The 22435-nt window shown below is 45.2% G+C and carries 23 protein-coding genes; 8 read left to right on the top strand and 15 right to left on the bottom strand.

Going from position 1 to position 22435, the window contains the following annotated elements:
* Positions 1 to 34: 34 nt before the first annotated feature.
* On the bottom strand, positions 35 to 745 hold the full coding sequence (locus ACXAFM_RS08890; RefSeq protein WP_474834267.1) for a GntR family transcriptional regulator: 711 nt from the start codon (positions 743 to 745) through the stop codon (positions 35 to 37).
* Between the two features lie 210 nt (positions 746 to 955).
* On the opposite strand from ACXAFM_RS08890, the gene ACXAFM_RS08885 reads away from it, so the two are divergent.
* Together ACXAFM_RS08885 and ACXAFM_RS08880 are read left to right on the top strand one after the other, a co-directional pair.
* A complete protein-coding gene (locus ACXAFM_RS08885) occupies positions 956 to 1999 on the top strand; it encodes a Rieske 2Fe-2S domain-containing protein (protein WP_474805514.1) in 1044 nt (347 codons plus the stop codon).
* Between the two features lie 19 nt (positions 2000 to 2018).
* Positions 2019 to 2972: a PDR/VanB family oxidoreductase gene (locus ACXAFM_RS08880; RefSeq protein WP_474834265.1), complete on the top strand. Its 954-nt coding sequence runs from the start codon at positions 2019 to 2021 to the stop codon at positions 2970 to 2972.
* Between the two features lie 85 nt (positions 2973 to 3057).
* On the opposite strand, the gene ACXAFM_RS08875 is transcribed toward ACXAFM_RS08880, so the two are convergent.
* The 6 genes from ACXAFM_RS08875 to ACXAFM_RS08850 are packed head-to-tail and all read right to left on the bottom strand — an operon-like array spanning position 3058 to position 8477.
* Positions 3058 to 4191, bottom strand: a complete 1134-nt coding sequence (locus ACXAFM_RS08875) for an FAD-dependent oxidoreductase (protein ID WP_474834263.1) — start codon at positions 4189 to 4191, stop codon at positions 3058 to 3060.
* Entirely contained in the window at positions 4188 to 4550 is a 363-nt protein-coding gene (locus ACXAFM_RS08870; protein WP_474834261.1) for a Rieske (2Fe-2S) protein, read from the bottom strand. Before ACXAFM_RS08870 ends, ACXAFM_RS08875 begins: the two co-directional genes overlap by 4 nt.
* 9 nt (positions 4551 to 4559) lie before the next feature.
* Complete coding sequence (locus ACXAFM_RS08865; RefSeq protein ID WP_474834259.1) at positions 4560 to 5483, bottom strand: VOC family protein; 924 nt, start codon at positions 5481 to 5483, stop codon at positions 4560 to 4562.
* Positions 5484 to 5495: 12 nt separating this feature from the next.
* Entirely contained in the window at positions 5496 to 6653 is a 1158-nt protein-coding gene (locus tag ACXAFM_RS08860; RefSeq protein WP_474834257.1) for an alpha/beta hydrolase family protein, read from the bottom strand.
* A gap of 53 nt (positions 6654 to 6706) precedes the next feature.
* Entirely contained in the window at positions 6707 to 7495 is a 789-nt protein-coding gene (locus ACXAFM_RS08855; protein WP_474834255.1) for a cyclase family protein, read from the bottom strand.
* Positions 7488 to 8477, bottom strand: coding sequence for a fumarylacetoacetate hydrolase family protein (locus tag ACXAFM_RS08850; protein WP_474834253.1), 990 nt, complete (start codon positions 8475 to 8477; stop codon positions 7488 to 7490). The genes ACXAFM_RS08855 and ACXAFM_RS08850 overlap by 8 nt, the downstream gene beginning before the upstream one ends.
* A gap of 150 nt (positions 8478 to 8627) precedes the next feature.
* Here ACXAFM_RS08850 and ACXAFM_RS08845 point away from each other — a divergent pair, with 150 nt between their 5' ends.
* The 3 genes from ACXAFM_RS08845 to ACXAFM_RS08835 all read left to right on the top strand — a co-directional run bounded on the left by ACXAFM_RS08845 (position 8628) and on the right by ACXAFM_RS08835 (position 11007).
* Positions 8628 to 9527 carry a LysR family transcriptional regulator gene (locus ACXAFM_RS08845; RefSeq protein WP_474834251.1) on the top strand — a complete coding sequence of 300 codons (900 nt, stop codon included), beginning with the start codon at positions 8628 to 8630 and terminating at the stop codon, positions 9525 to 9527.
* 246 nt (positions 9528 to 9773) lie between these two features.
* Positions 9774 to 10175 carry a protocatechuate 4,5-dioxygenase subunit alpha gene (locus ACXAFM_RS08840; protein WP_474828743.1) on the top strand — a complete coding sequence of 134 codons (402 nt, stop codon included), beginning with the start codon at positions 9774 to 9776 and terminating at the stop codon, positions 10173 to 10175.
* Positions 10168 to 11007, top strand: coding sequence for a class III extradiol dioxygenase family protein (locus ACXAFM_RS08835; protein WP_474803091.1), 840 nt, complete (start codon positions 10168 to 10170; stop codon positions 11005 to 11007). The genes ACXAFM_RS08840 and ACXAFM_RS08835 overlap by 8 nt, the downstream gene beginning before the upstream one ends.
* A gap of 91 nt (positions 11008 to 11098) precedes the next feature.
* Here ACXAFM_RS08835 and ACXAFM_RS08830 read toward each other — a convergent pair whose 3' ends face one another.
* Genes ACXAFM_RS08830 through ACXAFM_RS08805 form a run of 6 tightly spaced genes read right to left on the bottom strand, consistent with a single transcriptional unit; the run spans position 11099 to position 16810 of the window.
* Complete coding sequence (locus tag ACXAFM_RS08830) at positions 11099 to 12067, bottom strand: aldo/keto reductase (RefSeq protein ID WP_474834249.1); 969 nt, start codon at positions 12065 to 12067, stop codon at positions 11099 to 11101.
* 30 nt (positions 12068 to 12097) lie between these two features.
* A complete protein-coding gene (locus tag ACXAFM_RS08825) occupies positions 12098 to 13036 on the bottom strand; it encodes a Gfo/Idh/MocA family oxidoreductase (RefSeq protein WP_474803085.1) in 939 nt (312 codons plus the stop codon).
* Between the two features lie 35 nt (positions 13037 to 13071).
* Positions 13072 to 13962, bottom strand: coding sequence for an amidohydrolase family protein (locus ACXAFM_RS08820; RefSeq protein ID WP_474803082.1), 891 nt, complete (start codon positions 13960 to 13962; stop codon positions 13072 to 13074).
* Positions 13959 to 14978, bottom strand: coding sequence for an amidohydrolase family protein (locus ACXAFM_RS08815; RefSeq protein WP_474834246.1), 1020 nt, complete (start codon positions 14976 to 14978; stop codon positions 13959 to 13961). The genes ACXAFM_RS08820 and ACXAFM_RS08815 overlap by 4 nt, the downstream gene beginning before the upstream one ends.
* Positions 14979 to 14999: 21 nt before the next feature.
* Entirely contained in the window at positions 15000 to 16118 is a 1119-nt protein-coding gene (locus ACXAFM_RS08810) for a 4-oxalomesaconate tautomerase (RefSeq protein ID WP_474834244.1), read from the bottom strand.
* Positions 16119 to 16123: 5 nt separating this feature from the next.
* Positions 16124 to 16810, bottom strand: a complete 687-nt coding sequence (locus tag ACXAFM_RS08805) for a 4-carboxy-4-hydroxy-2-oxoadipate aldolase/oxaloacetate decarboxylase (RefSeq protein ID WP_474803073.1) — start codon at positions 16808 to 16810, stop codon at positions 16124 to 16126.
* A gap of 124 nt (positions 16811 to 16934) precedes the next feature.
* Between ACXAFM_RS08805 and ACXAFM_RS08800 the strand changes: the two genes are divergently transcribed.
* On the top strand, positions 16935 to 18131 hold the full coding sequence (locus ACXAFM_RS08800; protein WP_474834242.1) for a LysR family transcriptional regulator: 1197 nt from the start codon (positions 16935 to 16937) through the stop codon (positions 18129 to 18131).
* A gap of 10 nt (positions 18132 to 18141) precedes the next feature.
* On the opposite strand, the gene pobA is transcribed toward ACXAFM_RS08800, so the two are convergent.
* On the bottom strand, positions 18142 to 19356 hold the full coding sequence (gene pobA, locus ACXAFM_RS08795) for a 4-hydroxybenzoate 3-monooxygenase (RefSeq protein WP_474834240.1): 1215 nt from the start codon (positions 19354 to 19356) through the stop codon (positions 18142 to 18144).
* A 127-nt stretch (positions 19357 to 19483) separates the two neighbouring features.
* Here pobA and ACXAFM_RS08790 point away from each other — a divergent pair, with 127 nt between their 5' ends.
* A complete protein-coding gene (locus tag ACXAFM_RS08790) occupies positions 19484 to 20395 on the top strand; it encodes a helix-turn-helix domain-containing protein (protein WP_474834238.1) in 912 nt (303 codons plus the stop codon).
* A gap of 89 nt (positions 20396 to 20484) precedes the next feature.
* Complete coding sequence (nhaC, locus tag ACXAFM_RS08785; RefSeq protein ID WP_474834236.1) at positions 20485 to 21891, top strand: Na+/H+ antiporter NhaC; 1407 nt, start codon at positions 20485 to 20487, stop codon at positions 21889 to 21891.
* Between the two features lie 113 nt (positions 21892 to 22004).
* On the opposite strand, the gene ACXAFM_RS08780 is transcribed toward nhaC, so the two are convergent.
* Positions 22005 to 22424, bottom strand: coding sequence for a DUF6691 family protein (locus ACXAFM_RS08780; RefSeq protein ID WP_474834234.1), 420 nt, complete (start codon positions 22422 to 22424; stop codon positions 22005 to 22007).
* Positions 22425 to 22435 lie beyond the last annotated feature (11 nt).

Below are 22435 nucleotides of genomic sequence, written 5' to 3'. Positions count from 1 at the left end.
TAAGATTCTCTGCGGGCCCTCATGCACCTAGGGCCTACATTTTTCTAGGCTTGTATAGCTTATACGTATTGGAATTAAATAAGTCGATATGATTGATAGTGGCAAGAGAGTGCTCTTTTAATAAAGCCTCCACACGCGCACCTTGGCCTTTGATCATGGCATCTGCAATAGCATGATGCTGAGTATGAGCGTATTTGAGGCGATGAAACTCTCTGTCTAATTGGTTCGGGTCGTATGCAATGGCACTTACCGAGGCGAAAGGAAAATGTTCATTTAGCTGCAACGCACTTTTAATTGACGTGTTTCCGCTTGCGTTGATAATAATATCGTGAAATGTTTCGTTCATCTGTTGATATGCTTCTATGCCAGCCTCATCAATGCTGCCATCAACAAATAGTGCATCTCCTTGTGCCAAGCACGTTTTTAGCTGTTCAATTGTGTGCTCGCTGCATCCTATCTCAACCGCTTGTCTGGCTGCTAGCCCTTCAAGTACACCGCGCACTTCTACCGAATTCGTAATTTCTGTGACGGTGACTTCTTTTACTCGATAGCCTCTAGCAGGAAGCTTTTCAAGAAGTCCTTCCTGCGCTAAAGAGCGCAGCGCAATACGAACCGGGGTTCTTGATACTCCCAAGGCTTCTGCAGCTTGTGTTTCTGCCAGACGCTTCCCAGCAGGGAATTCACCCATCAATATTTTCTCTCGAAGAATACTTACCACGGCTGGGTTCGTTTTTGTCTCGCTCATAATTCACTTACATACATCGAAATTGGATCCAATTTACCGTTTTTAATCAGTGCAACTCAAGCCCTGTTTCCTGCTAATTGGTGATTATCAAGGGTGCTTAAGGCCTTAAAGGACACGTTATTTAATTATTGGATCCAATTTACGTTTAAATAACTTGATTTTAACGTGTTATGGCATATATTGGATCCAATTTTGGATGGGGACAACAATATGAAAGAAAAAATTTATCCGCTAAACACATGGTATGTAGCGTGTTATTCACATGAAGTAAATTCTGATAAACCATTAGCACGTACAATTTGCGATGTGCCGCTGGTTTTTTTCCGTGATAGCAATAAAACCGTTGCTGCAGTAGAAGATTTTTGTCCCCACCGCGGCGCACCTCTTTCGCTAGGCTATGTTGAAAATGGAAAGTTGGTGTGTGGCTATCATGGCCTAGTGATGGGGAGAGAAGGTAAAACCGACGCTATGCCCAAGCAGCGGGTAGACAAATTTCCATGCATCAAAGCGTTCAAAGTCGTCGAAAAGTACGGCTTTATCTGGCTGTGGCCGGGCGAACAAGACCTTGCAGATGAAGATGCGTTACCTAATCTATTTTGGGCCGATAGCCCTGACTGGGCTTATGGTGGTGGGCTGTATCACATTAATTGCGATTATCGGTTAATGGTAGATAACCTGATGGATCTCACCCACGAAACCTACGTACACTCAACAAGTATCGGGCAATCAGAAATAGAAGAAGCACCAGTAAATACAAAAGTTGAGGGTGCACAGGTTGTGACCTCACGCTTTATGGAAAATATTGTAGCCCCTCCATTTTGGCAAGCGGCTTTGGAAGCTAATGATTTACCTAAAGAAGGAAGCGTAGACCGATGGCAAGTTTGTCGCTTCGACTTACCCAGCCACATTATGATTGAAGTGGGTGTTGCTGTGGCGGGAGAAGGCGGTATCAATGCGGCACCAGATAAAAGGGCTGGCAGTATCGTTGTCGACTTTATTACGCCAGAATCTGACCAATCCATACATTATTTTTGGGGAATGGCGCGAGATTTCAAAGTTGATGATACAGCACTAACTGAGCAAATTAAGCAGCAGCAGGGAGCGGTATTTGCTGAAGATCAAGAAATCTTAGAAGAGCAACAGAAGAACTTAAACTTATATCCCGATAGGCAGCTTCTCATGCTGGATATCGATTCTGGCGGTGTTATGGCCAGAAGAATGATAACCCGCGCCATCAAAGCTGAAAGCCGTTAAGTCACGGGAGATAAAGTTTATGCAAAACGTTAAGATAACACTTAAAGAAAAGCTCACCGATAACATTACAAGGCTTAAACTAAGTGCCGTTGATGGTACAAGTCTGGCGCCATGGGAACCCGGTGCACACATAGAACTACATTTAGCTAATGGGTTACTCAGACAATACTCCTTGTGTGGCGCTTCTAACAATAGCGACTATGAAATTGCAATTCTGCGTGAAAGCAATAGCCGTGGCGGCTCATCGTTTATTCACGATGAGTTGGAAGCTGGTCATGAGCTACAAATTAGTGAACCCAAAAATCACTTCCCGTTTACCCTGCCCGCTAAGGATACTACAGTACTATTTCTTGCCGCAGGAATTGGCATTACGCCTATTTTACCTATGGCAGAGTTATGCAAAGAAAAAGGGCAGCCCTTTGAATTCAGTGTGTGTGCAACTAATGCTTCTGCAATGCCCTACGGCGACAGAATAAGGCAGTTGCCAAATACGAAGTTCTACTTTTCTAACGATACTCAGTCGTCTCGACTTAGCGTAAAGGACTATTTGAAGAGTAAATCTACCCATATGCCTATTTATGTGTGCGGCCCTCAGCGATTTATTGATGATGTTATAGAAAGTGCACTTGCGCTTGGGTGGAATGACACGCTAATAAACCGAGAGTACTTTTCAATCGATAAAAGCAGTCTTGAAAGTGACGAAGATAAAGCTTTTGATGTCGAGATAAAAAGTACCGGTCAAATAATTCACGTTCCAGCAGATGAAACCATTCTTACCACATTAGAAGACAGCGGCATTTTTCTTCCTGTTGCGTGTGAAGAAGGGGTCTGCGGAACCTGCGTAACTAAAGTTCTGGAAGGTGACGTCGAACATCGTGATGTGTTTTTAAACGAAGAAGAAAGAGCGGATGGCGCCTTGATGACACCGTGTTGTTCTCGAGCAAAAGGCACAAAGCTGGTATTGGATCTTTAACTTTAACAGGTTTTCGTTTTTTATATTTAAAGCAAAAAAGCTAGCAGTAAACTGCTAGCTTTTATTTTATAAGCACTTTAAAAGTTTAGATAGGCTGTGCTAAAGCAATAATAGATTCGCGCATAATTTGTGTGTGCTCTTCTTTATCGCCACCTTCAATTTCTATCTGACATAAGCGAGCAGAGTTTTCGACAACCATTCTACAGCGCTCCCAGCGTCTTTCTAAGAACGAATTGAGTGCCTGTTCAACTGTAACATCCTTTGCTAACTCTTCAGCTAAAACGATGGCACTTTCAATGCCTATGCACGCCCCTGAAGCTAAATGCGGAGTGGTTGCGGCCACAGTATCACCAATCAGCACCACTCTTTTTCTATGCCAGGGGGCAGGTACTAAAAGATTTCCCAGAGCTCGAAAATCGATAAGTGAATTTTCGTTCAGCATATCTTTAAACTGATTAACCATGGGGGCAGGGAAGGTACCCATTAATTCTTTCAGTTTTTCAACGTAAGTGGCAGGGTCGTATTTAGGTCTTTCCTTTTTGTCTTCTGTCAAAAACAAGTACATTTCATCTTTAGACATAGGGTTAACGCCAACTTTCAAGTGCGGACCTACCCACATCATTGTATTTTTTACTTCAGGAAGTTTTGGCAGCACAGCGCGCCACACACCTTGGCCGATATATTTTGGTGCTTCAACTTCAGGAAATACATCTTTACGTACTTGCGAGTGCACGCCGTCTGCACCGATAACTAGGTCGTAGGTTTTGGTCGTACCGTCGGTAAAACTGACTTCTACTCCCTCGTCGGTATTAACCATTTCTTTATAGGTACAGCCTAAGCGTACATTCGCGCCAGACGCCAAGGTTTTTTCGGCAAGGATCTTCGCAAGGGTGGGTCGCATAATTGCGCCTGCGCCTGGTATGCCCTCAGCGTTGGCAACAGAGGGCGTAGGGACATGCGCTAAATGCAAGCCGTGCGGCGCAAATACATCTAATCCGTTATGTGCATGGCCTTGCTCTAAAAACTCATCCAATATCCCAATTGTTTTGAATGCTCGTAAAGTTGCACCGCCAATGCTGATACCCGCGCCGTCTGTACGCCAGTTTTCATCTATCTCCACTAAGTCTGTTTCTATATTGCGCTTTCTTAATTCGATAGCGGCGGTCATACCTGAAAAACCGCCCCCAATTATTAAAACATTGCTCACACTTGATTTCATAATTTAAAGGCCTTTATTGTTTTTTTTGAAATCCAAATTTGTTGGTTCGATTCAATCCGTATGGGTATTTTTTGAATTCGCTGATGTTTACAAGGTCCTTGAATACAAACACCCGTCGCTATGTTGAACAGCGCGCCATGTGCAGCACAAACAATATGCTCGCCTTTTACATCAGTGTACTCATGTCGCTTCCATGGAAGTGTAGTACTGTTGTAGTGAGGGCAAACATCTAAATAAGCGAAAAACTGGTTGTTTTTTCGAGTAACGAAGAACGTATCTTTACCATTTTCGCCTATCTTGAACCCTTTTGCCTTCCCCTCCGGGATCTCTTGGGTACTGCACACTAAGTGTTCGTCCATAACGGCAGTCTATTTAGCAGGTGGTCCACCTGAGGGTGCCCACTTCTCTCTATGTTCTAACAAAAAGATTTGAGAGTAGTCTGGCCCCATGTTCGCTGCGCGCTCCTGCCACGTGTCGTCATGTTGATCCATATCGGCATCAAATTCCATATTGCAACCAAACGGACTTTTGAAATACCAAAACCAATTCGACCCATAAATGTGGCGACCGGGCCCCCAAAAGCTCTGATAACCTTTGTTCACCATGTTCGTGCCCGCCCTGACAACATCTGTCGGGCCGCCAAGGTGGAACGTAAAGTGCTCAATACCCTTCATGTGAGGTGGGGTTTTGATAAAGAATAACGTGTGATGGTCCGTTGTCCCTGCCGGGCGCATAAACGCCCCGACACCGTTAAACCTGTCAGTGGTTTTAAAGCCCAGGCGCTGCTCGTAAAAACGCTCGATGGCGGCTGAGTCAGGTACAAAGTAAACCACGTGAGATAACGAGTGAATATTAGGTGGCGTCGAATCGTCTACCCCGTTGATATTAACGCCACGGTTAATATCGCCCGGCGCATTCACTTTTTCTGATGGTAAATTTGTAGAAGTGCGAACGGTAATTTGAAAGCCTAAAACAAAGCCTAAATCGTCGACAGCTTCAATACTTCCGTCAGAAAGTACCTTTACCTCTCTATCTTTAGACAATTCAGCGTTAATGGCATCTAAACTCGCTTGATCCGGAACACCGTAAACCGTTTTTCTAATGCTAGCGCCGGTTTCTAACGGTGCAGGTAATGAAGGGTCGTCTTTCAACCGAATCTCTAGGCCGGTACCGTCTTGAGCAACAAAATTGTGCTCATCTACTTGTTTAAGCCCATAATCCAAAACGAATTGTGTTGTTGCGTTTGTGTCATCTACACCAAAGACTAGCTTGTCTAAGCCAATAATATTCATCGTTTTTTCCTTCTAGGCAGTACGCGCGTTAAAGGTTTCAGCAACCCAGTCCGCGATGTATTGACCCGCGTTAGCGCTGTTATCGAAACTCGAGTGTTGAACACCACCTTCTCGCTCGGTAAAAATCTTAAGTTCGCGTTTCGGGCTGTTTACAAGCTGCTCATAGGTTCTTTCTGCCCATTTAAGAGGGATTTGTGAGTCCTTCGAACCATGGGTGACCAAAAATGGCACTTTGATCTTTTCAATTTGCCCGTCTAAGTGAACTTTCTCGGCGATTTCCATGAATTCTTCCATGGTTTCTGCACCCCATACCCATTTCACGTGCGCCCAGTAATGCGGCACTGGGAAATCACCTTCCTTTTCTAAGCGGCGCTTCTGAACATCACGCCAGTCATGGTTTGCACCCCAGCATACACCCAAGGCTAAACGTGGCTCGTTAGCGACTGCGCGGGGGCAGAAATAACCGCCTAACGATACGCCTTCCATGCCAATGCGATTGCTGTCTATCTCTTCGCGCTGTTCAAGCCAATCAACAGCTGGAGACGTCCAGTGCTCGCTGTCGTAACGGGCGTGAAGACCTTGCAGTCTTAGCGCTTCACCTGTTCCAGGCTGATCTAAAATCAACGAAGAAACCCCACGCTTGGCAAGCCAACCCGGTAAGCCAACGCGATATTTCATTTCTTTGGTTGAGTCTAAGCCGTTAACTTGGATTAACACGGGGGCGGGGCCTTCTACATTTTCAGCTCTGACATACAGTGCTGATATGTGTTTGCCTTCATAAGGAATTTCCACACGCTCGCAGTTTTCTTTGCCCAAGGTAATAGATTTTTGAAAAAGCTCGAGCTGATGCTTGTACAACTCTAGGCGTCCTGGCGCTTTGTGGGCTTGTAGGCGTTCGCACGTAATTAAGTACGAGGAAGCACGGTTGTATTTTTCAGCCGCTGAAAACAATCGGCCTCGGCTTTCATCTTCTTCAGCAAGCTCGACGAGTTTATTTGCCATTTTTGCCCAGGTATCACGAAATGCCTGCACACCTTCTTTGTCGGGTTGTTTTGCCGCTTCTTTTAATGGCGCACACATTTCTTCAATTTCGCCAATACGTGCACCCATTTCTATGGCCAGGTCGACTGACAGGTTCCAAACATAGTTTGTCGGGAAATATTTAAACATTGTAGTTTCCTGATTTTTCTGCGGCGCAAATGCGCCAAGTTAGCTCTGATAATTTATTTTTTTATAAATGCAACTGCGCGAACAAAGCCTGCAGAGGCGTGTTTAATTTTGTAAGGAAAACAAGAGATCAAAAATCCAGTTGCGGGCAACGCTTCTAAGTTGCTCAATTTTTCCATTTGACCGTAACCAATATCTCGACCTGCTTTATGGCCTTCCCAAATTAAGGATGCATCGCCGGTCTCTGCAAAGCGTTCACGTGTGTATTTGAAGGGAGCGTCCCAACTCCAGGCGTCAGTGCCGACCACTTTTACGCCTCTTTCAAGCAAATACATTGTGGCTTCGCGGCCCATGCCGACCCCTGCGTCTAAGTAACCTGGTTCACCAAATATCTTGCCTGCACGGGTGTTAACCACAACAATGTCCAGCGGCTGTAAATCGTGATTAATGCGTTGCAGCTCTTTTTCCACATCGCTGGCAGTAATAATGTAACCGTCTTCAAAGTCGCGAAAGTCCAGCTTTACGCCCGGTTGGAAACACCACTCCAGGGGCAATTCATCAATACCGAATGCAGGCTTACCGCCATCAGTAGTTGAGGCATAGTGCCAGGGTGCATCCATATGAGTGCCGCTATGGGTGGTTATTGCAAGTCTTTCTGCCGCCCATGATTCGTTGCCAGGTAACTGATCGAGGGTTAGTCCCGGAAACATTGACGCCATTTCGGGCCAGCCTTCCTGGTGGTCCATGTAATCGATTTTGGGCAATAAAGGAGGTGGGTCGGTGTGTGGGTTATTGTCTAACGTCACCGACAAATCGATAATTTCGTATTCTCTTGGGTTAAACATTTGAGGTCTCCAACTCAACGTCTTGGATAATGTCGCCAAATAAGCTGAAGCCATTTTTATCCAGCGCTCGCATCGCTATTGTTTCGCCCACTTTTAAGAAAGGCGTCTTGGGCTCGCCAAATTGAACAAGTTCTTTTGCGCGGAGTTCTGAAAGGCAGGCTTGGCCTTTGTTAGGTGTGTTATCAGATACCGTGCCCGAACCAACGACTGAGCCAGGGAGAAGGCTTCGTGCTACAGCAATATGTGCGATGAGTTGGTCAAACCCAAAGAACATCTTTGCGCCGTCTGGTGCACCAAACCATTCATTGTTTCGATGGATTTCTAAAGGAGCACAGACCTTTGAATCTTGCCAATGCTCACCAAGTTCATCTGGCGTAACGGCAATAGGTGCGAAGGCTGTATCGCCTTTTGCTTGTACAAAGCCGAACCCCGTTTTCATTTCGCGGGGGGCAAGGGCACGGAAACTGACGTCATTTAACATGACGACCAGACGAATGCTCTGCTTGGCCTCTTCTTGTGATGCGCCTACAGGAACATGGCCAGTTATTACGCCGAACTCACCTTCAAAATCGATACCGTGCTCTTCTTTGGCGGCATAGAGAGGTTCGCGTGCTCCTCTAAAGGAAATACCTGAGCCCTGGTAAACCAGAGGGTATTTGTCGGCGCCTTCAATAGGATCTAAGTTGAAGGCTCTTTGCATTAAGTGCCCGTGATTTAAATAGCAAGAGCCGTCAAGCCAGCTCCAAGCGCGGGGTAGGGGCGCTAAACATTGCTCGGGCTTAAAGTGAGACGCATTATTCGCGTTCCCATTATTAAGTAACTGATATCGCTCGTTAAGCTTGTCATAACACGCATCCCAATTATCCAGTGCAAACTGCATAGTAGGGGCAATATCACTAACCTCTGTACACAAACTATGGTCCTTAGAAACAAGTACTAGCTTGCCATCAGGCCCATTGCTTTTGAGTGACGCTAACTTCATTGAATAAAGTCTCTTCGTAATTAAAAGTTTTAATTATTGTTAACAGAAGATGGTAGTATTCAGAGTTACTAAGCAAAAATCGTTTGTGCCGATACGTGATATCTCAAAAACCGTTGGTACAAAATAGGTAGATAAGTTCTCGGGGTAGAAATGCGGTACGAAAAACTAGACTTAAACCTGCTGGTGGCGTTAGAAGTTTTGCTAGAAGAAAAAAACATTACGAAAAGCGCTTATCGACTGCACCTTTCGCAGTCGGCAACAAGTGGTATTTTATCTCGTTTGAGGGACTATTTTGATGATGATTTGCTTGTACAAATGGGTAAGCAAATGCACATCACGCCACTTGCCGCTGAAATGCAGCAGCCAGTCAGCGAAGTGCTAAGCACTATTAGAAACCGCATTATAGATAAGAAAATAAACACACCAGAATTATCAAATCGCAATTTCAAAATTATTGCGTCAGACTATGTAATGCAGGTGGTGCTGGCTGATTTATTGGCCTACGTCACGAAAGTAGCGCCGAACATAACATTTGAATTTATGTCTACTTTTGCTGGTGATTTAGACAGCCTCGCAAAACAAGGCGCTGACCTTATTATTGCCCCTTCTGCTTTCATGCTCGATGGCTATTCATCCCAAGAAGTTTTAGATGATGAGTTCGTTTGTATAGCGGATGAAAACAACAGCAAGCTAAATGGCCATATTACCCTAGAACAATTCTCAGACATTGGCCATGTAACCATTGGCTATGAAAAAGCGAGTCAATTGAGCATAGAGAAATGGATGGTAGACTCAGATGAAGTTAACCGCCGCGTAGAAGTCATCGTCAACGATTTCTCTAGTATGTTTTTTACAGTGATAAATACCGAAAGGGTGGCCCTTGCACCAAAGCGTCTTGCTGAAATTAACGCAAGACATCTCCCTATAAAGATTTATGATATTCCGTTTAAAACGCCACAGTTGAATGAGTCTATGATGTGGCACCCAAGTTTAAATAACGACCCGCTACACAAGTGGCTGCGAGAACAAATTCTTAAACATAGGCCCTAAAAAGGTTATAAAAAAGGCCTCTACGGCCTAGTATTGCTGCTGCCTACCCCTCCAGTCATTGGAGCTTGGTCAATACAGCGTTAACCGTTGTCCCATAATGGTTAGTGCTGTATTTGTACCAAAACCATGCGTTTACTCACCTTCGACAAAAATCTATGAAATGTACAAATATTGATGCGCTTTCGCCATTATAAAAGCAGGGCGCATTCATATAATAAAGGTACGTTTTAATTTGGAATACGTCTAATGACTTGGCAGAAAAAAGATTACGAGGACATCCCTGGTACCTATGTGTTCGATGGTAAGCGCGCTCACCCTGCTTATGCTCTAAATAAACTACTGTTTTCTTTTAACAACGAAGAAAACAGAACGGAATTTGATAAAGACCCTGCAGCCTATTGTGACAAGTATGGGGTTAAAGGTGAGTATAAAGACGTCGTGGTAAATTCTGATTTTCTACAAATGCTTAGATTAGGCGCCAACATATACTTCATGGCAAAAATGGCTATTCCTCGCGGCGTGTCTGTACAAGACGCAGGTGCCGCTTTTCAAGGTATTACAACGGAAGAATTTAAGCAGAACTTGATGGCCAAAAGCGACGGTCTTATAGAAAAAATCACGAAAAAAGGAGACTACTGGAATGGCTAAAATCATTGGTGGAATAACCAGTTCGCACATACCTGCCGTTGGCAACGCTATTACTGAAGGTCTTCAGCAAGAGCCTTATTGGAAAAGGTTTTTTGACGGGTACGGACCTGCGAAAGACTGGTTAAATGAAGTAAAGCCAGACCTGGTTATTGTTGTATATAACGACCATGGCTTAAACTTTTTCTTAGATACCGTTCCGACCTTTGCTTTAGGGTGTGCAGATGAGTATCACAATGCCGATGAAGGGTGGGGCTTAAAGCCGGTTAACCCGTTTAAGGGTAATGCACCACTTTCTTGGCATATTGCAGAGTCGCTTATTGAACAAGAAATAGATATCTGCACTTGCCAAGAAATGAAAGTCGATCATGGTTTCGTTAATCCTATTCGCGCGTTGTTTGGTGATTGCGAAGAGTGGCCGGTAGAAGCTATTCCGCTTGCTGTAAATACAGTTCAGCACCCAGTACCAACTGCTGCTCGTTGTTTAAAATTGGGCAAGGCGTTGGGTAAAGCACTGGAGTCATATCCTGAAGACCATAAAGTTGTGATATTGGGTACGGGCGGCATGTCGCACCAGCTTCAAGGCGAACGAGCCGGTATTATAGACGTCGACTTTGATCTTGAGTGCATGGATAAGATAGCTGAAGAACCTGAATGGATGACGCAGTTTTCAAATGCTGAAATTATGGAGCGAGCGGGAACAGAAGGTATTGAAACCATAATGTGGCTGGTCATGCGCGGTGCGCTAAAAGACGATGTTAACGTGATACACAAGCATTACCATGCACCTATTTCAAATACGGGCGCAGGTGTTTTGGTTTTAGATAATCGCTAAGATTACGCGGCGTACATAACGCCGTAAGCATAGCGTAAACAAAAAAGCGGCGAGTACATGTGAAGTACTCGCCGCTTTTTATTTAGCAGTATTAAAACTCTTCTGTGTCTATATCAGCCTGTGCAGCGGCAGGATATCTTGGGCCTTGCACCGTTTCTTGATTAATTAACTGACCGGCGCGCACCAATATATTGCTATCAATGGTTAATTCGCTCGCCCGCAGATTCTCCTCTAAATGAGTGATAAAGCGGGTGCCGGGTAAAGCGTGTATATAGTCTGCTTGTTTCAAAACCCAATGAATGGCCAGTTGCGCGGGTGTACATTCAGCTTCATTTGCTAAGGCTGCAAATTGGGTAAATATACGTCGGTTTTGCACCCAGTTTTCACCTTGGAACCGAGGCATTCCCCGCCTAATATCACCACTATCTAAGTCATCAATATGGGCAAATGTATTACTTAAATATCCACGTGCTAAAGGGCTAAAGCCAACGAAAGCAACGTCTAGTTCTTCGCATTTTTTCAGAACTGCAATTTCTGCATTACGTGTCCACAGTGAATACTCTGTTTGCATCGCGGCTATTGGATGAATGGCGTGCGCTTTAACAAGCGTTTCGGCAGACGCTTCAGATAAACCAATCGCGCCAATCTTGCCTGCTTTAACCGCATTTGCCAACGCGCCAACACTTTCTTCTACCGGCACGTTAGGGTCAATCCTGTGCAAATAGTACAAGTCGATAAAGTCGGTTTGTAAGCTTTTTAACGCATTATTAAGCGTAGCCTCTATAGCTTTAGGCGAGCCATCAATAGTGCGCTTGCCGTTCACGCCAGTCATCCCGCACTTACTGGCCAGCAAAATCTTGTCTCTGAAGGGTTTTATCCCTTTTCCGACAATGCGCTCATTTTCTCCGAAGCCATATAATGCCGCAGTATCAAAATGATCGACGCCTAAATCATAAGCCTTGTGTAGTAAATCGATAGCATCATTTTCGCTGAGTTTTCCAGAATAGGCATGGCTAAAGTTCATACAACCAAAGCCAATCTCACCCACCTGTTTACCCAAAAGATTACGCGTTTTAATAATCGCCTCCCACTACGCTAGCTGTTGCTCAAGGTCATGAAGTACTTTATAGCAGCCCAATACGCTCGCTACGCTAGCATTGGGTTGGCGGCCTTCTTTTATCGCGCTAATAAATTCGCGGTCTTGTAGCTCAATACCATTTAATGATACATCAACGGTAGACACATCAATTGGTTCTTCATGGCCGTTAACAAGGTCGTCGTATCTTGCGATATAAGTGCCGTTGTCGCAGATGTATCGGAAGAATGTACCTAACGGTCCGTCATTATTGAAAGATAGTGAAAGGGTACAAATGGCGCCATTTTCAGCTTGAAGCTGAATTGACATATCCATAGCAATACCCAGTTCAGGGTGAATCGGCCCCTGTACGGCGTTCGCTTTTACAATAGGCGAGCCTGCTTGGTAGGCAAATAAATCAACCGTATGAGCAGCGTGGTGCCAAAGCAAATGGTCTGTCCAAGAACGAGGCTCACCTTTCGCATTAATGTTTTTGCGACGAAAGAAATAAGTTTGAACGTCCATTTGCTGAATATTCAATTCACCCTTGCGCAAACGCTTGTTTAGCCATTGATGAGACGGGTTAAAGCGGCGAGTATGACCCACCATGCATACCAAATTAGACGCTAGTTGTGCATCCATGACGGCTTGAGAGTCTTCCCAGCTGTCGGCGAGTGGTATCTCAACTTGTACGTGTTTGCCCGCCTGCATGCATAAAATAGACTGCTCGGCATGCATCTGGGTGGGGGTGCAAAGAATAACGGCATCGGCATCAGAGGTTAGTGCCTCTTCAAGTGTAGTGTACACATGGGGAATCTTGTACTCATCGGCAACCGCTTGCGTTTTTTGCGGGTTTCGGCCCACTAAACCGACAACCTCAGCATCATCAATTTTGCTCAATGCATCTAAGTGCTTTATACCAAAAGCGCCAGGACCTACAACTATAATTTTCATAAAATCTTCCTCAATTTCAAAAGCAGTATCGAGCCTTAAGACCAATAAAGCTTCATTGGGTTATCAACCAAAAGTTTGCGCTGTAATCTTTCTGTAGAGGCAATAAGCGGAATGAAATCAACCAGCTTTCCGTCATCCGGCATGTGACTTTTCATATTCGGGTGAGGCCAATCTGTGCCCCAAATAACACGGTCTGGAAAGCGTTCAACCACTTCTCTGGCGAAAGGGATGACATCGTGGTAACCGTTACTCGGCCCAGCCAGTGAGATTCGCTCTGGGCAACTCACCTTCGACCAAAAATTGGTGTTCTCTGTCATTAGTTTTAGAAATAACCCAAACTCTTCACCGTCTACCGGTTTACTCACGTCGGGACGACCCATGTGATCAACAACAACCGTGGTAGGCAGTGCGGTAAAAAACGAATAAAGCTCTGGTAGCTCTTGGGCTTCAAAGTAAATAACAATATGCCAGCCAAGTTCTTTAATGCGGTGCGCTACTGTATTTAATGCATCAAACGGCAGGGCATCGACTAAACGTTTAACAAAGTTAAAGCGCACGCCTCGTACGCCAGCTTCGTGCAGTGCATACAACTCTTCATCTGAAATATCAGGTTTTACGGTGGCAACGCCTCGCGCAAGTCCCTGAGAGTTGTTTAGCGCATCAACTAATGCACGGTTGTCGGCACCGTGACATGTCGCCTGCACAATAACATTTCGGCTAAAACCTAAATAATCACGCAGCGCCCACAACTGCCACTTAGATGCGTCACATGGTGTGTATTTTCGCTCAGCAGCAAAAGGAAATTGTTCACCAGGGCCAAACACATGGCAGTGCGCATCTACCGCGCCTTGCGGTAATGTAAACTGTGGTTTCGACGGTGATGGGTGCCAGTGTAACCAATCTGGATCAACGGTAAATTTGCTCATAGCCCCATTCCTTTTAGTTTGGCATCTAGTCGAGGGTATACCCTACGAGCATTGCCAGAAAATATTAACTGCTTATCTTCTGTTGGAATATCCAACGCATCAATATAGCGTTTTGTGTCATCAAAATAATTACCCGTTTGAGGGTCAATACCTCGCACTGCGCCAATCATTTCTGAGCCGAATAGAATGTTTTTAATGTCAATAACATCGAACAACAGGTCTATCCCGGGTTGGTGGTAAACACAGGTGTCAAAATACACGTTTTGCATTACATGTTCATCGAGTGGAGGTTGCTTTAGCATATCAGCTAAGCCACGATAACGCCCCCAGTGATAAGGTACGGCGCCGCCGCCGTGTGGAATAATAATGCGCAGTTCGGGGAAGTTCTTAAATAAATTACCCTGCAAAAATTGCATGAATGCCGTGGTATCTGCATTCATATAATGAGCACCCGTAGCGTGGAAGTTCGCGTTACACGAGCCCGACACGTGGATCATGGCTGGTACATCTAGTTCTACCATTTTTTCATAGAACGGATACCAGCTTTTGTCCGTTAAAGGCGCTGATGTCCAATGGCCACCGGAGGGGTCTGGATTTAAGTTGCAGCCTACAAAGCCCAGCTCATTAACACAGCGCTCTAGCTCATCAATAGAGTTTTTGATTGGAACACCGGGTGACTGGGGTAATTGACACACACCAATAAAGTGTTGAGGGTATAAATCGACAACGCGCTTAATCAGGTCATTGCATGCGCTGGTCCACTGCTTTGAAACTGCTTCATCGCCAACGTGGTGCGCCATCGCAGATGCGCGCGGAGAAAATATTGTCATGTCTGAGCCACGCTCTTTTAGTAACTTAAGCTGGTTTTTCTCAATACTTTCTCGAATTTGGTCATCGCTAATATGAGGAACTTCAGGCAGCGCTTTGCCGTCTTTAAACGCTTTAATTTGCGCCTCTCTGAAAAGCTGTAGTGGCTCGGGTGCAGTGGTGTAATGTCCGTGGCAATCAATGATCATTTTCGGTCCTCTTTATCGTTTTTATTCATGAGCTAGTGTAGGGTCAGAGTCGGGAGCAAACACCGTTCCCTGCATGAGCAGTCTGGCTGTGCGCAGTAAAGCGGCGCGCTTCACTTCAAATGTTTCGAATGCATCAGCATTTGCGACCTCCATATCTACCTTGAACGCTCCCGTTGGATGCTCAATTGCAAGGGGCACAGCAGATTGCAATTCGTTATCACGTTTAGCGCAATGGCGGCGATAAAGGTCGTAGGCAACGGTGCCTTTTGCCAAGCAAGCCGTCGCAACACTAACTGAGCCTAAAACGCCAATAGCGTCGTGTACTCTGTGTGGAATAAAGGTGCGAGTATTGATATCTCCGCCATTTAGAGGGGCAGAAATGATCGTCATCTTAGGGACCGTTTTGGCCGTGACATCGCCTAACTGCATCATTTCGCCAGCCTTAAGCCTGATAGCTTCTACTTTTTGTTTTAAGGCGGCATTACTTTCTAATTGTTCTGGTGTTTCGCTTCCCTTAAGTCCCAGCGAGTGAGCATCAATAAGCACGACCGGCATACCATTATCTATACACGTAATATTAATCTCTTCTACGGTATTTTGAGCGGCCCCGGTGGGGAATAAGCTTCCACAGGAAGAACCTGCAACATCTAAAAAGTCAATATAAACAGGGGCGGCGGTATTAGGTACGCCGTCAATACTCGCACTGCCTTCGTAATTGACCACGCCGTTAGGCGTTTGAACTCTTACTACAGCGAACGTGTTGGTATTCACCATGCGAATACGTACATCGGTTGTCGTGTCCTGCGCTTTTACTAGCCCCTGTTCAATAGCAAACGCACCCACGCCGGCAAGGATGTTTCCGCAGTTTTGCGTATCGCTGACCTGGGCTTTATCTACCGCTACCTGTAAAAATAAGTAGTCAACGTCGGCTTCTGGATTAGACGACGGGTTCACAACGGCCACCTTACTAGTTAGCGGGTGACCACCGCCCACACCGTCTATTTGTCGGCTATCGGGAGAGCCCATAACCGACAATAAAAAGGCATTTCTACGATGAACATCAAGGGGTAAATCTTTGGCTAAAAAATAGAGTCCTTTAGAGGTTCCGCCCCTCATTAGGCACGCAGTTACGGCTTTCATAAATGCTATTGCTCACCGTGCTTTACATAGCGAAGGCCTTTAGCTGCTAGGCGTTCGCGCATATTATAAATATCCAGACCAAGCTCACCTTGTTCAAGACGTTTGCGTTTGGACTCTTCGTTTTCTACGCGCAGCTTAACCTTTTCAAACGTGTCATCTGCTTCTTCTTGTTTCACCACCACCACGCCATCATCATCAGCAACAACAATATCCCCAGGGTTTATCAAAGCACCTGCACAAACAACAGGTACATTAACACTAGCAATCGTCTCTTTTACGGTGCCTTGCGCAAACACGGCTTTAGACCACACGGGGAATTTCATGTCAGTTAAGGTAGCGATATCGCGAACACCTGCATCAATAATCAGCCCTCTTACCCCTCTTGCTTTTAACGATGTAGCCAACAGGTCACCAAAAAAGCCATCTGAACAAGGGCTGGTTGGCGTAACAACCAATACATCTCCCGGCTGACACTGCTCAACCGCAACATGAATCATCCAGTTGTCTCCTGGCGCTACTTGGCATGTAACCGCAGGGCCGGCTATTTGAGCAGGTCGATAAATAGGGCGCATATCTTGCGCTAAAAGCCCCTTTCTACCCTGCGCTTCGTGAACGGTAGCAACCTCTGACCCCTGATATTTTTCAATGGTTGACAGAGAAGGTCGTGGGCAGTCTGTTACGCAAATAGCCATTAGGATATTCCTTTAATATTGAAGTCCCTCGATTATGGATAACTCAGCGCTGAAAAGAACGTTAGATTGCTGCCCTTTGCTATTAATTTTTTCTATAATGACTAAAAAACATTAGGGGCATACGTTGGTTTTTAATACGCGTCACTTGCTTAGTGCTATGAAAGTTAGAGAGTTCGGTACGCTAACCGAAACGTCTCAGTATATTCATTTATCACAATCGGCCTTAACGCAAGGCATCAACAAGCTGGAGTCTCAGCTTGGCCACATAATTTTCGAACGCACCCAGTCAGGTATGTTTACAACAGATGTAGGCGATGTTTTTTTGAAGCGGGTAACAAGAGCGTTCGACTATTTACTGTCTTTTGCCAATAACGTGTTTGAAAAAAGTGCGAAGAGAAAAGAAGGGTTTTTACGGCTGATTACAACCCGTCAACTTATTGCATTAATTACGGTTGTAGATACCGGAAATTACACCAACGCAGCGACAAAGCTGGGTTTAACGCAGCCAACGCTGGGTAAAACGATCAAAGACCTAGAATTTACGCTTGAACAAAAGTTATTTCGTCGAATTCCCACTGGTGTTGAACCAACGTGGAGAGCAAAGCAGCTTGCCCGTCTTGCTCATTTATTTGTAGCTGAAATTGAACAAGGGCTGCAGGAAGTCAACGAGTTCGTTGGGCAGCGCTCTGGCAAAATACGTATAGGCAGTTTGCCGCTGGCAAGGGCAAACATAGTACCTATGGCGGTGTTGCGGTTATTAGAGGAATATCCCCAAGCAGAAGTGAGTATTGTTGACGGCCCATATGAGGAACAACTTGTTGGCTTGCTGCAAGGGCAAGTTGATATCATTGTAGGGGCATTGCGTGCCCCCAACCTTGATAACACAATCACGCAGCACAAATTGTTCGACGATAAACTGCACGTTGTAGCGCGCAAGCACCATCCTTCTTTAGCGACCATAGAAGAGGGGACTTACGCTTCCAACATAAGTAAATGGCAGTGGGTTATTCCCAAAGCCGGTACGCCAACGCGAAAGGTTTTTAATCGCATGTTCGAGCTTGAAGCTATGCCGGTACCCAAAGATATTATCGAATGCAGTACTATGATGGCGATCCGCGGGATCTTGTTAAAAAGCGACAGAGTAACCTTGTTATCTGCAAGGCAAGTTCAAGACGAGGTCGATGCTGGTTTGCTTTATGTAAGCCCCAACCCGTTGCCAGATAGCTGTCGAGAAATAGGCTACACACTAAGACGCGATTGGCAGCCAACAGCACTTCAAAGACGCTTCCTTGAAGTGCTAGATGAATATAAACGTAACTGAACGTCTGCGACTAATTACTTAAGTTTTCATAGGGCATGCCTACATACTGGTTGGCAATAACCTTTTTCCCTTCCTCGGTAGACGTGTAGTAATCCAGCTCAGAGTTCATGAATCGCTGAAATGTCTCTGGGCCCATATCGTTAACATGCTCATTATCGAAATTATGCAGCATGTTCGAGAGCCACCACGAAAATCGTTCGCCGTGCCATACCCTTCGTAATGCAATTTTTGAATAGTCTTCAATATGTGAGTTGTCGCCTTCAAGATAAACGCGACAAAGTATTTTGTACAAAGTTGCCACATCGGATGCTGCTAAATTTAAGCCTTTTGCGCCTGTTGGGGGAACAATATGTGCAGCGTCTCCAACAAGAAAAAGTGCACCGTATTGCATAGGTTCGCAAACAAAAGAACGCAAAGGAGCAATACTCTTTTCAATGCTTGGCCCAGTTATGAGCTTTTGGGCAACCTCTGCAGGTAAGCGCTTTTTAAGCTCATCCCAGAACCTTTCGTCTGTCCAATTTTCTACCGCGTCAGTGGCAGGCACCTGAAGGTAATAGCGCGAACGCGTAGAAGAACGTCTGCTTGCTAAAGCGAAGCCCCGTTGGCTTTTGCAATAAATAAGTTCTTCACTAACAGGCGGCGTATCGCTAAGCACTCCTAGCCAGCCAAATGGGTAAACTCGCTCGTGCTCTGTTCTTTCCGACTCAGGAATAGTTTTACGAGAAACACCGTGAAAACCATCACATCCAGCGATATAGTCGCAATTAAGCTTGTAAACATCGTCCCCTTTTTTGAAAACCACATAGGGCGATGCGGTATCAATGTCGTTCAAAGTCACATCTTCAACTTCGTAGAAGCTGGTTAACTTTGCCGCCTCGCGCGCTTCCATAAGATCTTTAGTGATCTCGGTTTGGCCGTAACACATAACAGCTTTGCCGTCAGCCAACGCTTTTAAATCGATATGAACCGTTTTATCGTCAATGGCAATCTCGAAACCATCATGCACTTCACCTTCTTCGTCCATGCGAGCACCAACGCCGGCCTCTCGCACAAGATCGGTAAATCCCTGTTCCAAAATGCCCGCTCTAATACGACTTAAAATGTAATCTTTGTTTGCTCTATCAATAACAATGTTATCTATGCCTTGCTTAGCTAAGAGTTGACCAAGTAATAAACCAGAAGGGCCAGAGCCAACAATAGCTACTTGTGTGGTTAATGTTTTCATCTTCACTACCTTTGCGAATATTGTGCAAATAGTGTGAAGTTAAATGCGGTAACAAATTATTAACTTTTCACTCATTTTATTGTACTTTTCAATCAAGTTGATAATTGTGTTTAATATGGTTTTTAGAATGACATCGCAAATTCATCAATATCCAAACTACGACCTATATGGGGAAAGTGGGCTTATAGAAAGGCCGGGAGCGGTGCATTTGGAAGATATCTCCACGCGAAGTGAAAGCCTGGACTGGGTAATAAAACCGCACAGACATGCACATTTATTTCAAGTGTTGTACATTTTAGATGGGCAGGCAAACGTTACGTTAAACAAAAAAACATTCAGCATAAGGGGGAAATGCGCAGTAACTATTCCTATGGGGGTAGTACATGGCTTTACGTTTCAGCCAAACATTAAAGGTTTTGTACTATCTGTTACAAGCGCTATCTTGGGCGAAGAAATGCAAAATGCGCAAGACTCCGCCATAAACAACCTTTTCCATTCTGCTCATGTGTTTCAAGAAGACAGTCAGCAGTTTAATAGGTTAACGCGATACTTCATTGACATTCGCGACGAGCTAAAGCGTGCCCCAAAAAATCAAGACCAATCATTGCTGTTGTTAACAAAGCTTGTGTTGTTAACCCTTCAACGACTAGCAGCAGAGCAGCAGCTTGAATACAGTGCTGGGCCACACGAAGCGCGCATATTGATCAAATTTAAAAGGCTAATAGAAGAGCATTACCTAGAGCACTGGCCCTTATCCAAATATGCCAGTGAACTATTTGTTTCTATGTCTAGCTTAAATCGCCTATGTAATAAAAATTTAGGAGAGTCACCCAAAAACATTATTCAAAGGCGATTAATTGACGAAGCGAAACGGAAATTGGTTTACACCCAACAACCAATACAAGACCTATGCTACAGCCTTGGCTTTAAGGATTACCCCTACTTCTCAAGGTTCTTCAAAAAACACATAGGCATGACGGCGGGTTGTTATCGACAATCTTTTCAAAATGCTCCTCGGCAGCAAGGCAAACCTGAGTAGGTAATGACTAACACTGCTCTTTTCTTGATCACAACACATCGCAAAGTCGTTATACTGAAATTCACTACTTCACTTTTAAGCGTATCCACGTGTCACTAACGTTGCCTCCATCTTTGCGTAGCCCCAGTTTTGCTCAGTCACTGCTTTGTTTTGGCGTTATTGTCGCGTTAATAGCAGGTGGATTGTTCGGCTTAGGTATTAGCCTTCACGCGCTCATATTTTTATGTTTGCTGTGGGCTGGGGCGAATGCTTTTAGTTTGGGTTACACGTACCTGCAAATTCGCGAATTAATGACCAGCGCATTAACCCGGGCCATGCCGGCAATTTATATCTTCATACTCATTGGAATGGTTATCGCCAGCTTTATGCAAAGCGGCACTATCTCAACGCTCATTTATTATGGGTTAAGCTGGCTAAATCCCAGTGTGTTCTTAGCTGTGGGGTTAGTTCTTTGTGCGGTAATGTCGGTATCAACAGGCACATCGTGGGGAACCGTAGGGACTATGGGCGTGGTGCTAATGGGCATTGGCGCGGCCATGAACATACCGCCTCCCATTGTAGCGGCCATGGTGGTATGCGGCGCAACCTTTGGCGACAAAATGTCGCCAGTTTCTGATACCACCAACCTCGCTGCAATGAGTGCGGGCACGAACCTCTATCGGCATATGTACGCCATGTTGCTAACTACGTTGCCTAGCTTTCTTCTTACTTTCGTTATTTTCTTGGTAATAGGGTTCAGCTACGCAAACCAGAATATAGATGTTGGGCAGATAGTTGAAATTAAAGCAGTGCTTGCCACGCATTATAACCTTGCGCCTTATATAACACTGTTACCGCTGGCGCTACTTACGGTACTAAGCATCAAAAAAGTCCCTGCTGAAGTCACCATGTCATTCAGCATTCTGCTAGCGGTTATCATCGCTATTTTCTACCAAAACGCTAACGCCATAAGCGTACTTAATGCTCTTTGGGAGAATACCCCTCAAAATACGGGGATCGCGAATTTAGATGCTCTACTTGGGCGGGGCGGCATCAGCAGTATGAGTTGGACCTTACTGCTGGCCTTAATGGCAATCGCACTGGGCGGTATATTACACGGCGCGGGTTTTTTAGCGGCGCTGTTGGCGGGCATTATCAAACGGGTGAAGCGCACAGCAAGCTTAATTGCGGTAACCATAGCCTCTGGTTTTTTGGGCAATGTGGCTATGGGCGAAGCCTACATCTCAATCATATTAAATTGCCAGTTATTCAAAGAAAAATATGAACAACAAAACCTCGACCCTGCTGTACTGTCTCGGTCGGTAGAAGAGGGCGCCACCATGACCACAGGCCTTATACCTTGGACAACAGCGGGAGCATTCTATTCTGCCACCCTTGGGGTTGAGGTTCTCGATTATGTACCCTATGCCTTTTTCAACTATCTAAATGGCGTTATTGCCGTAACCATGGCCGCCTTGGGTGTGGGTTTATTGAAAGGGAAAACCGCAAATCGTTAAGTAAGCTATTTGCACTTTTTGTAAGTGGCTGCCACGTTTTATCCTCTAGAGGGGATGATTACGACTTTATCTCCACCAGGGGATAAAGCCGCAAGGAAAGAAGCAGTTATGTTTTATGCCGATTTAGGCTTCAGCCAATGCTGCGCCAGCATGCCAATGATCATCGCGCCAACAAACATCAGCACATCAGTTTGAAGCGACGCAATGGCAACCACGGCAGGGCCTGGGCAAAAACCGCTAATGCCCCAGCCAATACCAAAAGCGGCAGAGCCCAATATCAATTTAGCATCAATAGTTTTGCTAGTTGGTATATCGAACTTATTCGCAAACAAGGGTTTGCTGCGCTTGCGCACCCAGTACATGCCTGGTGCCGCCACCAAAATCGCGCCGCCCATTACGAACGCTAACGTGGCATCCCAGTTGGCGCTTAAATCTAAAAAGTTAAGTACACGGGCAGGGTTACTCATACCTGAAATTAGCAGGCCTAAGCCAAACAACAGCCCACAAAGTAGCGAGGCGATAATTGCTCTCATGTTCTCTTTCC

Source organism: Alteromonas sp. ABD4_190, from assembly GCF_056160105.1.
This window is presented reverse-complemented; position numbering and strand designations above follow the sequence as displayed.

Excerpts from the sequence above, each read along its gene's own strand:
- ACXAFM_RS08855 (WP_474834255.1), bottom strand. The coding sequence starts at position 7,495 with ATGTTTAACCCAAGAGAATACGAAATTATCGATTTGTCGGTGACGTTA.
- ACXAFM_RS08850 (WP_474834253.1), bottom strand. The coding sequence starts at position 8,477 with ATGAAGTTAGCGTCACTCAAAAGCAATGGGCCTGATGGCAAGCTAGTA.
- ACXAFM_RS08825 (WP_474803085.1), bottom strand. The coding sequence starts at position 13,036 with ATGAAAATTATAGTTGTAGGTCCTGGCGCTTTTGGTATAAAGCACTTA.
- ACXAFM_RS08865 (WP_474834259.1), bottom strand. The coding sequence starts at position 5,483 with ATGAATATTATTGGCTTAGACAAGCTAGTCTTTGGTGTAGATGACACA.
- ACXAFM_RS08810 (WP_474834244.1), bottom strand. The coding sequence starts at position 16,118 with ATGAAAGCCGTAACTGCGTGCCTAATGAGGGGCGGAACCTCTAAAGGA.
- ACXAFM_RS08890 (WP_474834267.1), bottom strand. The coding sequence starts at position 745 with ATGAGCGAGACAAAAACGAACCCAGCCGTGGTAAGTATTCTTCGAGAG.
- ACXAFM_RS08805 (WP_474803073.1), bottom strand. The coding sequence starts at position 16,810 with ATGGCTATTTGCGTAACAGACTGCCCACGACCTTCTCTGTCAACCATT.
- ACXAFM_RS08820 (WP_474803082.1), bottom strand. The coding sequence starts at position 13,962 with ATGAGCAAATTTACCGTTGATCCAGATTGGTTACACTGGCACCCATCA.
- ACXAFM_RS08790 (WP_474834238.1), top strand. The coding sequence starts at position 19,484 with ATGACATCGCAAATTCATCAATATCCAAACTACGACCTATATGGGGAA.
- pobA (WP_474834240.1), bottom strand. The coding sequence starts at position 19,356 with ATGAAAACATTAACCACACAAGTAGCTATTGTTGGCTCTGGCCCTTCT.
- ACXAFM_RS08845 (WP_474834251.1), top strand. The coding sequence starts at position 8,628 with ATGCGGTACGAAAAACTAGACTTAAACCTGCTGGTGGCGTTAGAAGTT.
- ACXAFM_RS08840 (WP_474828743.1), top strand. The coding sequence starts at position 9,774 with ATGACTTGGCAGAAAAAAGATTACGAGGACATCCCTGGTACCTATGTG.
- ACXAFM_RS08885 (WP_474805514.1), top strand. The coding sequence starts at position 956 with ATGAAAGAAAAAATTTATCCGCTAAACACATGGTATGTAGCGTGTTAT.
- ACXAFM_RS08880 (WP_474834265.1), top strand. The coding sequence starts at position 2,019 with ATGCAAAACGTTAAGATAACACTTAAAGAAAAGCTCACCGATAACATT.
- ACXAFM_RS08860 (WP_474834257.1), bottom strand. The coding sequence starts at position 6,653 with ATGTTTAAATATTTCCCGACAAACTATGTTTGGAACCTGTCAGTCGAC.
- ACXAFM_RS08875 (WP_474834263.1), bottom strand. The coding sequence starts at position 4,191 with ATGAAATCAAGTGTGAGCAATGTTTTAATAATTGGGGGCGGTTTTTCA.
- ACXAFM_RS08815 (WP_474834246.1), bottom strand. The coding sequence starts at position 14,978 with ATGATCATTGATTGCCACGGACATTACACCACTGCACCCGAGCCACTA.
- ACXAFM_RS08780 (WP_474834234.1), bottom strand. The coding sequence starts at position 22,424 with ATGAGAGCAATTATCGCCTCGCTACTTTGTGGGCTGTTGTTTGGCTTA.
- ACXAFM_RS08870 (WP_474834261.1), bottom strand. The coding sequence starts at position 4,550 with ATGGACGAACACTTAGTGTGCAGTACCCAAGAGATCCCGGAGGGGAAG.
- ACXAFM_RS08835 (WP_474803091.1), top strand. The coding sequence starts at position 10,168 with ATGGCTAAAATCATTGGTGGAATAACCAGTTCGCACATACCTGCCGTT.